Raw genomic sequence first — 12874 nt, 5'->3', positions numbered from 1 at the left:
AGCTATTCCCCATCTATGTTTTTTCATAGGCTCACTTCACTTATTCGCAAAACTGCGCCTGTTTTACACAAACTTATACAAACGGGCATTTTGCATAAATCCCATAAGCGACTTCCAATCTTTAATATATAGATCGAAATGGTCCTATTCGTCTATATATTGTGCCCCGGAGCGAGTGAAATCGAATGATGCAAAATGCTGAAACAAAAAAGGCATACGCTCATGGGAATTGCCCATAAACGTCATGCCTTTTATTGTTATATTTCAAGCTTCGCTTACGTTCACTTGGTGTCACTGTCTGGCCAACCCTGAATCGTTACAGGCTCGCCTTCCGGATTGTGTGTTGCTGCCGCATAGAACGGCAGTTCACCTTCATGGAACAACCACAATTCGTGCAGTGCCCGTGTACAGCCAACGTACAGCAGCTTGGCATCACCCGCATTAGACAGATAATGCTGCTCATCCGCATCTGCCACAATAACAGCATCAAACTCCAAACCTTTGGACAGGTAGACAGGCAAAACGGAATGGCCGCCAGTGTACTGCTTTTTGCCGCCATCGATCAGGTTCAGATCCCAGCCCGCAGCCAGAAGTTCACGGTGAAGTTCAACCGCTTCACGCAGGGTACGCGTCAAAATGGACACCGTGCGGTAATCTTTGACCGTTAGCAGCTTCAGCGCACGCTCAAGGCTCTTTGTTTTCCCTTCACCCTCATAGGCTAACGTTCGAACCGGATCACCGCTCCGGAAAACAGGAATGGCCGTAATTCCGCTTTTGACACCCCGTTCCAGAATCGTATTTGCGTAATCAATAATTTCCATTGTGGAACGATAACTCCGGGTTAAGGCGAAGTAGGCATTCTGCTCTTCCGGAAACAAGGAACTCATTTCTTCCCACGCATGGACACCACGATACTCATGAATGCCTTGGGACAAGTCACCCAGGATGGTGAAGGAGTGCCCTTTGACGAACAGATCCAGCAAAGCAACGTGAAAAGGTGAGAAATCCTGCGCTTCATCAATCACGACATGATCAAATCGCTCCGAACCTTCGATATCATGAATAAGCGTATGAATATACACCAGAGCAGGTAGATCCTCTTCACGAATGAGATCCTGCTTCAGATCTGCTGCCGTCTGCTTCATGACGCCTTTGGGAATAAGACTGCTTAGCGATGCCGGCACTGAACCACCCTTAATGGCTTTGAACAGCTGTTTGTACAGCATAAGCGGTTCATATTGCGGCCATTTTTTCGCATAGGCTTTTTCACGGGTTGCCGCTTTCTTTTTGCGTTCCTTGCGAACGGCTTCGGGAGAAGGCTTCTTGAGCTCCATCTCAATCCAGCGATGGATCCGCGCCATCACCCGCTCTTTACGTTTTGCCAGCGGATAGTGCTTATATTCTTCGCTGAACCAGCTTTCGATCTCTGCCTTGCTGAGCACGGCCCCGTCCCACGGACTGAAGTCCAGATCGGGCACCGATTCCTCTTCCATGCCTGACAGCCATTCCCGAATGAGTTCCATAAAGCGGATTGAACCCTTATAGCGTCCAGGCACATCATCGTTCAACTCAGGACGGGCTTCCGGCGTTTCAAACCAGGTATTCAGTGTCTCCGACGTGTCCGCCAGAGGCATATCCAGCCCCAGCAGGTTCATGGCCCAATCCGGGAATGTCCGCTGCTGAATATCCCCTACCCCCAGTTCGGGAAGCACATCTGAGATGTAATCGAGGAACATGTGGTTGGGGGCGAAGATAACCATTTTTTCCGCCGACACCTGCTCCTTGTACTGATACAGCAAAAATGCGAGCCGATGCAGGGCAACCGTTGTTTTTCCCGAACCTGCCACACCCTGAATGATCAATGCAGTGTTTCTCGCCGCACGAATGATCTGATCCTGTTCTGCCTGAATGGTGGATACGATGTCACGAAGCTTGTTATCCTTGTTCTCTCCCAGCCGATAGACGAGAAACTCATCCGATACCGCCGGCTGATCACTATCCCGGTTATATGTATCTGCAACACGCTCCAAAATGCGCTGCCGGATGACAACATTGCGTTTCAGATAGACCAGGCCTTCAATCAGCCCTTCCGGTGCTTCATAGGTTGCGGAGGCTTCCCCTCCTGTAAATGAGTAAAACAGGCTCGCGACAGGAGCGCGCCAGTCGATGACGAGCGGATGCTCTCCCACCTCTTCGCGGTCTACGCCGACTTTGCCAATGTACAGCGGCTTCCGTGCCCCGCTGCCCTGTTCTTCGAAATCCAAGCGTCCGAAATAGGGTTGCTGCGCGCTCTTGGACAAGGCGGTACGGCGCTCTTCGCGTCCGGCTTCCAGCACTTGTTCTGTGAAATCGTGGCCGGTATACACCGGAATGCTCTGCAGCCGTTCCAGCTGACGATCCACTTCCTCCATCGTTCGCTCTAACCTGTACTCTTCTTCTTGATAGGCACTTTGAAAGCTGTCTGACATGTTTCAGTTACCTCCTAAGAATATGTTTTTTTTGTATAGCCAATCTGACGACACAAAAGGATACCCACTATATCATATTGAAGTGCAAAAAGCTACAGCTAACAGGATGAGAAAACGAAAGAAACCGCTGTTCCCGTCCCTTGAAGACGAATGAACAACGGTCATGCTTTCTAATCAATCCAGCCCGGATCAGGGCTTCCCATCCTGTGCAACAAACTGCTTTTGAGCCAGTTCACGGTATACCGGATGCGTGCTGATCAGCTCCGCATGTGTTCCTGTTCCAGTTACGTGGCCCTGCTCCAATACCACAATCTGATCCGAATCCACGACCGTGGACAAACGGTGTGCAATCACAACGGTTGTTCGTCCTTCCATCAGATTGGACAGAGCCTGTTGAACTTCATGCTCCGAAGTACTGTCCAGACTCGAGGTAGCTTCATCCAGCATCAAAATATCCGGGCTGCGCAGCAGTGCACGGGCAATGGCGATACGCTGGCGCTGACCACCAGATAGCTTGATTCCGCGTTCCCCTACCTCGGTCTCATAACCCTGTGGCAGCTTATCAATAAATGCAGAAGAATACGCCATGTCAGCCGCATGCCGGATCTCGTCCATACTTGCCTCTCGGCCCAGACCATACGTAATGTTGTCCTTGATTGTGCCTGCCATTAACGGACTCTCCTGTGACACATATCCGATCTTGCTGCGCCAGGAAGCGAGTGAATAATCCGTTATCGCTTGGCCTCCATACGTAATGGTACCGGAACCGGGAAGGTAGAACTGCTCGAGCAGCGAGAAAAGTGTTGATTTCCCGCTGCCACTCGGACCGACAATCGCCGTCACTTTTCGTGCCGGAACGGTCAGATTAATACCGTGCAGCACTTCTTCCCCTGTGACATAGGAAAAATGCAGGTTGTTGAATGCAATTGTCTCATTGCCCTTTGGAGCAGACGTTGTACTGTGACGTGGTTCTTCCTCATGTGCAAGGATAGCCTGAATGCGTTCGGTTGCACCGACAACTTTTTGCAAACGGGAATATAGCGTCGTGAATTGCCCCATCGGCATAATGACCTGGAACAGTAGCAGGATAAATGCCACCAGTTCGCCTGGAGACAGCATTCCTGATGCTACCCTCATCCCGCCAACGCCCAGAATGACAACCAAGACAGCGGTCATGACAAAGGTAAATAGCGGCCCGATTAACGCCAAAATTTTCGCTTCCTGCAAACCAAAAGCAAACATCTTGCCAATCCGTGAATGTCCCGCTTCCGCTTCCTGCTGTTCGGTGCCATACGCTTTTACCAATCGAATCTCGCTAATAACTTGGCTCAGCACCGAGGTAAGACCAGCCATCTCATCCTGCTGCTTTTTGGATATTTTATACATTTTCCGTCCAACCGGCAGCAAAATCAGCAGCGTCAGTGGCACCAGGCTCAGAATAATGAGCGACATGACCCAATCCAGGTAGAATAGCAGAGCTACCCCGCCGACGACCGCCACGATATTGGATACAAACGAAACGAGATAATCCGCAATCAGCGTCATAATCTGGCTTGTATCATTCGTGATCCGGCTCATCGTGTCACCTGTGCGGTTTCGGTCAAAATATGGCATCGGCAGGGAGAGCACTTTGTTCCACAGCTTGGTTCGCAGCGTTGCAACCACCCTTTGTCCTGCATAGTTCAACATATAAATGCTGATGCCTGAAGCAATCGCCTGAATGACAAATGCCCCGAGCAGCAGAAAAATGACTGATTTATTGAGTGCAGACATCGTCAGTCCATCAATCAGACCTTTGGTCATCAGCGGAACGATTAATCCGGCAGTTGTCTGAATGAGTGTCAGAATCAACGCGACAGTCAAAATGAGTTTGGGAGGCTGCGTTGAGGCGATCAGCTTCACGAAATCTTTGAATCCCTTTTTCCCTACCTTCGGTTCAACTACTTCAGTTTGTTCTTGCTCTTCCATCCCTGTTCCTCCCGTTCTCCACATGCTTACCCGATTCATACGTATGACATGTCGTGCGTTCTAATTTTTCACAATACCCCATGCAATACAAAGTTGGCCAGAAACAGAATGGCAATACCGTACATGACCTTCGGCACCAGCTTACCCTTGCCCGCCGCCAGCTTCGCTGCCGGATACGCAATGAATCCAAATGCCATGCCGTCCACGATGCTATATGTAAATGGAATCATGACCATAATCAGAAAAGCCGGAAAAGCCTCCGTGAAATCACTGAAATCCATATCCTTGACACTTTGTACCATCAAGCCGCCAATAATGATCAAAATGGGAGCAATCGCGCTGTCTGGTATGTAACCAAGCAGCGGAATAAAGAAAAACGTGGCTCCAAAAAGTACAGCTGTAACCAGAGGAGTCAGCCCTGAGCGTCCGCCTGCAGCAATCCCGGCAGTTGTCTCTGCCGCAGCCACAGGAGGGCTGCTTCCGAATACACCGGCGAGTACGGTACTAATCGATAGTGCACGCAAACTCCCCTTGAACCGTTGGGGACGACCAATCAGATGAGTCTGAGCCGTAATCAGTCCGATATTTTCAAATACAACAATCAGCAGCAGCAGGAATACTGCGATCCAGAACGCCACATCGGCCAGTTTCACCAGAGACAGCTCCCCAAACAAACCACCATATTGACGCAAGGCTTCCATAGCTGACACAGATTCGCCAGGATTAACAGCACCGAGTACGTAGGCAAGGCCTGTCCCTGCAAGAATGCTGATCAGGAGTCCGCCCTGTACATTGCGTATAAATAGAACCAGGGCGATTACGAGAGTAACACAGGCGGTGATCACTCCAGGATCATTAAAATGTCCGATAGCCACAAATGTGGTCTGGTGTGCGATAACAATTCCGCTTTTTTGCAGACCGATGAATGTCAGGAACAGACCAATTCCCACGGTGATCCCATGCTGCAGGTTCTTCGGAATAGCCTCGCTAATCATTTTATATAGTGACGTAAATGCAACAACTGCAAACAGCACACCTGTGACGGATACAACCGCCAAGGCTTCCTGCCAGCTCAGTTTCATTGAATGTACGAGTGTGTAGGTGAAAAACGCATTAATACCCATTCCAGGTACAACGATAATCGGCGATTTACCTCCAAAGGCCATCAGCAAACAACCGGCAATAGATGTCAGTAGTGTACCCACCATAGCCGCCTGCAGCGGCATTCCGGCATCAGCCAGAATTGTTGCATTGACCATCACGATATACACCACGGCAAAATAGGAAATGGCTCCCGCCACAATTTCCTTCTTCCACTGATCTCCCGGCTCTAGGCCAAGACGTCTGGTCATCCATCCTTGTTTCATTCGTTCCGTTCCCCTCTCTCATGCTGCCGTTTCTCTATGTATTTATCATCATTTCGCGCAGCACCACATATCATACACGGTTTTGGGGTTGAAGTACATCACGTAACCCTGACATTTGTTAAGGTTTTGAGCCTTTTTTTATAGCGGCTTCGATTGGCTCTTTTGCCCGTATTCACATGTGATGACCATGCAAAAAAAAGCGCAGGTACCTTGTCGGTACCTACGCTTTTCCTTTCACAACAGGTTACTGCTTCTTTTTCTCTGCATTTTCAATCAATTCCTTGACTGCCACACTGACCATAATCAATCCAGCTACCGGCGGAACAAAAGCATTGCTCGCTGGCGGCTGTTTGGCCTTGCGAATTTCAGGGGCGTTCTCAGGAACAATTTTCTGAGTGACATCCTCACGCGGCTTTAATGGCTCCTCCGTGGAGAAAACCACCTTGACCCCTTTTTTGATGCCTTCTTTGCGTAATTTGGTGCGAACCACACGAGCAATCGGGTCCATGGACGTTTTGGAAATATCCGCAACCTGGAATTTCGTCGGGTCCATTTTGTTCGCTGCCCCCATGCTGGAGATCACCGGAATGTTACGTTTGAGGCATTCCTTAATGAGATGGATTTTGTAGATGATCGTGTCGGATGCATCCAGTACGTAATCCAGTTCATATTTGAACAGTTCCTCATACGTTTCTTCCGTGTAAAACATGTTTAACGCAATGGCGTCACACTCGGGGTTGATCAGCTTCACCCGTTCTACCATCAGATCCGCTTTTTTCTGACCCACGGTCGTTGTCAAAGCGTGAATCTGACGGTTAACATTGGTGATGTCCACCACATCCTTATCAATGAGGATGATGCGTCCAACCCCGCTGCGAGCGAGGGCTTCAACGGCTATACCGCCCACGCCGCCGATACCAAGCACAGCGACTGTACTATTTTTCAAGGCATTCAGACCTTCCGGTCCGATCGCCAGTTCTGTTCTCGAAAATTGATGGAGCATTGAGAATCGATGCCTCCTTTATTTCTTTTCCGCCACCGGTTTACGGGCTACACGGATATGAAGTTGTTCCAATTGGGAATTATCCACTTCAGATGGTGCATTCATGAGCAGATCCGTTGCACTTGCCGTTTTAGGGAAGGCAATCGTTTCACGCAGGTTCGTACGGCCTGCCAGCAGCATCACCAGACGATCGAGACCAAAGGCAATTCCGCCGTGTGGCGGCGTTCCATATTCGAAGGCTTCGAGCAGGTATCCGAATTTCTCATTAGCTACTTCTGGAGAGAGTCCCAAGGCAGCGAACATTTTCTCCTGAACATCACGTTTGTAGATACGCATCGAACCGCCACCCACTTCATAACCATTCAGAACAAGGTCATAGGCTTGAGCACGAATTGCACCCGGATCTGTATCGAACAGAGCCACATCTTCGTCTTTTGGACGCGTGAATGGGTGATGTTCTGCTACATAACGTTTGGCATCTTCATCATATCCGAGGAGTGGGAAGTCCACAACCCAGGCAAATTTGAATTTGCTGTCATCAATCAGTCCGAGTTGACGGCCGATTTTCAGACGCAATGCGCCCAGAACGTCAGCAACTACTTTTTTGTTGTCAGCGGAGAAGAGCAGCAAGTCGCCTTCTTCAGCACCTGTGCGTTCTTTCACGGCTTCGATCTCTTCCGGTGTAAAGAATTTCACGATTGGACCTTTGAACTCGCCGTCTTTCACTTGAATCCATGCCAATCCTTTTGCACCGTAACGTGCTGCGAATGGTCCGAGATCATCAATCTCTTTACGGCTCCATGTTCCACAGCCTTTGGCGTTCAGCACTTTTACTTCTCCACCTTTTTCAATGACAGAAGCAAATACTTTTACACCACTGTTCGCTACGATATCGTTCATTTCCACCAGTTCCATGCCAAAACGCAAATCCGGTTTGTCTGAACCGTATTTACCCATTGCATCTGCATACGTAATACGTTGGAAAGGCAGTTCCAGCTCAATGCCTTTGGTTTCACGCAGCAATTTCGCCATCAGCTCTTCCATCATTGGCAGCAGGTCATCCTGCTGCAGGAAGGAAGTCTCGATGTCGACTTGGGTGAATTCCGGTTGACGGTCTGCACGCAAATCTTCATCACGGAAACAACGTGCGATCTGATAGTAACGCTCAAGTCCGCCGACCATCAGCAATTGTTTGTAAATTTGCGGTGATTGCGGCAGGGCGAAGAATTCACCTTCATGCACACGGCTTGGTACGAGATAGTCACGCGCACCTTCCGGGGAGCTCTTGGTCAGAATCGGTGTTTCCACTTCAACGAATTCTTCTCCATCCAGGTAATCACGGAACACTTTGGATGCTTTGGAACGCAGTTTCAACGTTTCGTACATTTCCGGACGACGCAGGTCCAGGTAACGATATTTCAAACGAAGCGACTCGTCGACTTCAACACCATCTTCGATGAAGAATGGAGGTGTTTTTGCTGCGTTCAGCACTTCGATTTCCGTAATCTGAACTTCAATTTCGCCTGTAGGCAGGTTTTTGTTTACGGTCTCTTCGTCACGTTTAACGACTTTACCCGTTACCGCGATAACATACTCACTACGTACTCTGTCTGCGATTTGCAATGCTTCGCCAGAGTAAGCCGGGTTGAAAACAACCTGTACAATTCCGCTGCGGTCACGCAGATCGATAAACAGTACGCCTCCCAGGTCACGGCGGGTCTGTACCCAGCCGTTCAATGTTACCGTTTCGCCGATGTGTGCGGTTGTTAATGCGCCGCAATGATGACTTCTTTTCATAACCAAACTCCTCATTATGTGAATTTCCGTTCTGTGCAAGCAGGCCAAGGCCAATACTCCAACAGCACGGTTGCGTGAAGATGCGTTTATCGAAAAGGCAGAGTGCTTACCGGGGTCTCCAACATTCCCGAATGAACTGGTAAATTGCTTGTAGACCCCTGCAAGCTGCCGAATCATTCCATTGTTGAATCAACTTGTTTAACAGCTGGCTGTTTCTGTTACGCTCCTATTTGGCTCCCTGAATGGTTGCAATCAGCTCTTCCAGTTTCACGGTTTGCTGTTCACCCGTGTCCATCGATTTAAGTGCAATCTCTCCACGTTCCAGCTCATCGTCGCCAAGAATCGCCGTGTAGCGCGCTTTATATCGATCCGCCGATTTCATTTGAGCTTTCATCTTGCGACCCAGATAGTCACGTTCACCCGAAAGACCAGACTGACGAAGTTTAAACAACAGACGGTTGACTTCACGGTCCGCTGCTTCGCCGAGGGCAACAAAGTACACATCAAGCGGTGCGAGGGCACTTACATCAATATTTTGGTGTTCCAGAATCAGTTGAATACGTTCCAGACCGATACCGAAACCAATGCCCGGTTGATCCGGCCCACCAATGTCCCCAACGAGGCCGTTATATCTGCCGCCGCCACCCACCGTATCAATGGCACCAATGCCCTGAGCTTTCAGTTCAAATGCCGTCATGGTGTAATAATCGAGTCCACGTACCAATCTTGTATTCACTGTGTAATCTACGCCAAAATCCCCCAGAAGACTTTGAACTTTCGCAAAGTGATTCGTTGCTTCCTCGTCCAGGCTATCCAGAATGGATGGTGCACCGACAAACTTGTCCTGATCCACCTTGCAATCCAGAACGCGAAGCGGATTACGTTCCATGCGGTTTTGACAATCCTTGCACAGGGTGTCTTTCATCGGTCTCAGGAAACCAAGCAGTTCTTCACGATAAGCCGCACGACTTGCTGCATTACCAACCGAGTTTACTTCGACTTTGACATCTTTCAATCCAAGCTCGACGCAGAACTGATAACCGAGTGCGATAACTTCTGCATCGATCGACGGATCCACTGCTCCGAATGCCTCCACGCCGAACTGGTGGAACTGACGTTGACGTCCTGCTTGCGGACGTTCATAACGAAACATAGGGCCCACATAATAAAGTTTCGTTACATCCGGCTCCCCATAGAGCTTATTCTCTACAAAAGCACGTACAACGCCAGCGGTTCCTTCCGGACGGAGGGTCATGCTGCGATCTCCCTTGTCCTTGAACGTGTACATCTCTTTCTCAACGATGTCTGTTGTCTCTCCTACACCCCGCTCAAACAGTGATGTCTGTTCGAAGATTGGTGTGCGAATCTCCCGATAATTAAACCGGCGACACAGATCCCTTACTTTCTCCTCTACAAACTGCCACTTCTCCACTACCCCAGGCAGCAAATCCTGAGTTCCCGTTGGTTTCTGAAAAGCCATCTTCCATCCCTCCAGCACTATTTTTCTCTAGATAACAAAAAAATCCCTCGCCCTGTCGCTGTATACAGCAAACAAGGGACGAGAGATTGTGTTTATACATTCACCCGTGGTACCACCCACATTCCGGAACTCCTGACACTTTCGCCGTTCAGGTGATCATCTGATCAAAGGGACTGCCTTACACATTCCGATCAAAAAATCATTCCGCTCTACGTGTAACGCACGTCCTGCGCAGGCCGGCTAATGGCTATCAGATTATCAGTCTGATGTGTTCGCCGTCTGTTCTCGGGGAAGTCATTCGTCCGCTCATCAAGAGAATCCTTACAGCCTGGGGATTCCTCTCTGGTCATGTGGGCACGGAGTACTTGGTCCCGTCATCAAATCATCATGATATCGTTTTAAGTTATAGTATAACCTTTAAAGTTAATTTATTTTCTGATTGTAATGAACCGCAGTACTAAAGTCAAGGGCTAACATGATAAGACAGCAAAAAAAAACCTGCACACGGTGTGCAGGCTCAAAGGATATATAAAAAAAGGGGGTCATGCTTGTTATTATAAACGCCCTATGTTAAAGCCTTATGTAACTAATATTACAGTAATATTACAAAAATGATAGCGCTTTATAATCAGAGTGACTTAGTTTCATCAAAAAGACCCGTGCGAGCAGCACCAACTCTAAAGTCAGGCGTCGCAAGGGCCCTTAAGGGATCTACACGTTAATTCAATTCTTCCACATAGGCATTGTTGGAACGGAGTTTATGAACGATTTCATCATAATCCGCATCCTGGACTTTGGCAGACAAAACATAATGCAGATCATCATAATCGTCCGAGGACACGTCTGCAGCATCCAGCAGGTCTCCATCCTCATTTGCATTGTCACGGGGGCCACGATCAGCGTTACGATCCACGTTGCTAACGACAGGAACGACGTTTTCGCTGGCTGGAACTCCGGGTGCCGTACCCACACCCATGGATCCATTGGTACCTGCACCACCCGCGGTGTTATAAGGCACCAGGGGTACCATGATGCGTCTGTCTCTGCCAATCGCACTGTCCAGCTGTCCTACCTCCAAATGCTCCGTCCGAAATGTCTGAAGTGAAGTTCTTGCACCCTCTGCCTCATCTTCGGTTCGAAAATATGCCTGAATATGCTTTGCCATGTCAAACCCTCCTTTATCGGAATAAATTGAATCATCATTTATGGTGCAGATTAACTTGTTAAACAAGCTAATCGATTACCCGTGACCGATTATATGACTTTTAGCAGTTCTCGAACAAATGCAGGCTCATCGGCTGGCGTTCTTGATGTAATGTAATTACCATCCACTACAGCTTCATGATCCTTAAATTCAGCTCCGGCATTGACCATATCATCTTTAAGTGGAGGATAGGATGTAATGGTTCTTCCTTTCAGCAGATCGGCACTAGCCAGAATTTGTGGTCCATGGCAGATTGCAGCGATCGGTTTTTTCGCACTGTTAATCTCGGTTACAAATTTCAGAATATTTGCATCCGTACGCAGGTTTTCAGGAGAAGATCCCCCCGGAATTACAACAGCGTCATAATCTGAAGCTGAAACTTCTGAAATCGCCTTATCTGAAGTATAGGAGGCTTTGCCGCCTTTACCCTTGAGGGTTTCACCAGCCTTTAAACCGATGATTTCTACATCGTGTCCGGCCTTTTTCACCTCGTCATATGGGACCTGCATTTCCGAATCTTCAAAATCATTCGCCAATAAAAAAGCAACTTTACTCATAAGTACGTTCTCCTTTCCGTGTTCGAAAAATCTTTTCGTATTCGGGTTTTGCAGCACTTTATGATCTACAAATGCAGTAATCCGTTGTACAAACCCTGAACTTTGGCACAATCATGTGCCTCGTGTTGTTATTACCCTAACTGCAGCTGTTTATAACAGTTGATGCCTTCAATATTCTTTCCGACATACAAAATACGACTGAAACCCAAAAAGCCCTAATTCGAAACATCGAATCAGGGCTTTTTGGTTCGCTACTATGCGAGTAAGCTTCAACATATATAATGACTACCTGCTTGCAAATTGTTCTTTCAGCATAACTTAGGCACGAGGAAGACGACTCTGCTCTCCCTTATCAGAATCCTGGGTAGACCAGATCGCAGCCACACATTCAGAAGCTGCACGAGCCAGTTTCAGCGACTCATACAGATTTCCGGGAATAAGCAGTGGTTCTGTGCGGGAACGTGTTATCTTGGCAGACTGACGCATAATGAGAGTTACTCCTTTGATCAGCTTATGCTAATTCTTGAATCTTCCTTCATTATCGCCTGATCCCCGGCGAATTATGCACGCGCTTCCTGACGAATGGGGCTTTCCAGCATAAGCGTCACAGGTCCCCAGTTCGTAAAGGACACATCCATCATGGCTCCGAATCTCCCTGTTTCCACCTGAATGCCTTTATCCCTCAATAGCTGATTAAAGGTCTCATATAATACCTCAGCTGCCTCAGGTCTGGCTGCCGCTGCAAAGCTTGGTCGTTTCCCCTTGCGACAATCACCGTATAGCGTAAACTGGGAGACGGAAAGGACTGCGCCACCTACATCTACCAGGCTAAGGTTCATCTTTTCCTGATGATCCTCGAAAATCCGAAGTCCGGCAACCTTGTCTGCCAGGTATACTGCATCCTTCTCCGTATCTTCATGGGTTATACCCACGAGCAGCATTACGCCGGATTCAATCCGTCCCGTTATTTCGTCTCCAACCGTTACCTGAGCCTCTTTGCAACGTTGTACAAGAACTCTCATCTTACAGG

10 protein-coding genes are annotated in these 12874 nt (G+C 48.5%); all 10 read right to left on the bottom strand.

The window, feature by feature from the left end; all coding sequences use genetic code 11:
• Positions 1-281 precede the first annotated feature (281 nt).
• The 10 genes from HP552_RS20050 to dtd all read right to left on the bottom strand — a co-directional run bounded on the left by HP552_RS20050 (position 282) and on the right by dtd (position 12866).
• Positions 282-2468 (bottom strand): HelD family protein, encoded by a 2187-nt coding sequence (locus HP552_RS20050; RefSeq protein ID WP_175397179.1) that lies wholly within the window; start codon positions 2466-2468, stop codon positions 282-284.
• A gap of 189 nt (positions 2469-2657) precedes the next feature.
• On the bottom strand, positions 2658-4436 hold the full coding sequence (locus tag HP552_RS20045) for an ABC transporter ATP-binding protein (RefSeq protein ID WP_175397178.1): 1779 nt from the start codon (positions 4434-4436) through the stop codon (positions 2658-2660).
• A gap of 68 nt (positions 4437-4504) precedes the next feature.
• Entirely contained in the window at positions 4505-5803 is a 1299-nt protein-coding gene (locus HP552_RS20040; RefSeq protein WP_175397177.1) for an NCS2 family permease, read from the bottom strand.
• 244 nt (positions 5804-6047) lie between these two features.
• Positions 6048-6806, bottom strand: coding sequence for a tRNA threonylcarbamoyladenosine dehydratase (locus HP552_RS20035; protein ID WP_175397176.1), 759 nt, complete (start codon positions 6804-6806; stop codon positions 6048-6050).
• An 18-nt stretch (positions 6807-6824) separates the two neighbouring features.
• Positions 6825-8603, bottom strand: coding sequence for an aspartate--tRNA ligase (gene aspS / locus HP552_RS20030; protein ID WP_175397175.1), 1779 nt, complete (start codon positions 8601-8603; stop codon positions 6825-6827).
• A 226-nt stretch (positions 8604-8829) separates the two neighbouring features.
• Positions 8830-10083: a histidine--tRNA ligase gene (hisS, locus tag HP552_RS20025; protein WP_175397174.1), complete on the bottom strand. Its 1254-nt coding sequence runs from the start codon at positions 10081-10083 to the stop codon at positions 8830-8832.
• Between the two features lie 718 nt (positions 10084-10801).
• A complete protein-coding gene (locus HP552_RS20020; RefSeq protein ID WP_175397173.1) occupies positions 10802-11248 on the bottom strand; it encodes a hypothetical protein in 447 nt (148 codons plus the stop codon).
• Positions 11249-11337: 89 nt separating this feature from the next.
• Positions 11338-11844 (bottom strand): type 1 glutamine amidotransferase domain-containing protein, encoded by a 507-nt coding sequence (locus tag HP552_RS20015; RefSeq protein ID WP_175397172.1) that lies wholly within the window; start codon positions 11842-11844, stop codon positions 11338-11340.
• A 318-nt stretch (positions 11845-12162) separates the two neighbouring features.
• Positions 12163-12330: a hypothetical protein gene (locus HP552_RS20010; RefSeq protein ID WP_175397171.1), complete on the bottom strand. Its 168-nt coding sequence runs from the start codon at positions 12328-12330 to the stop codon at positions 12163-12165.
• A 74-nt stretch (positions 12331-12404) separates the two neighbouring features.
• Positions 12405-12866: a D-aminoacyl-tRNA deacylase gene (gene dtd / locus HP552_RS20005; RefSeq protein WP_175397170.1), complete on the bottom strand. Its 462-nt coding sequence runs from the start codon at positions 12864-12866 to the stop codon at positions 12405-12407.
• Positions 12867-12874: the final 8 nt, after the last annotated feature.

Origin of the sequence: Paenibacillus xylanilyticus (assembly GCF_013359935.1) — a bacterium.
GTDB classification, from domain to species: Bacteria; Bacillota; Bacilli; order Paenibacillales; family Paenibacillaceae; genus Paenibacillus; species Paenibacillus xylanilyticus.
The sequence above is the reverse complement of the archived record's forward strand: the minus strand, read 5'-3'. Positions and strand labels throughout refer to the sequence as shown.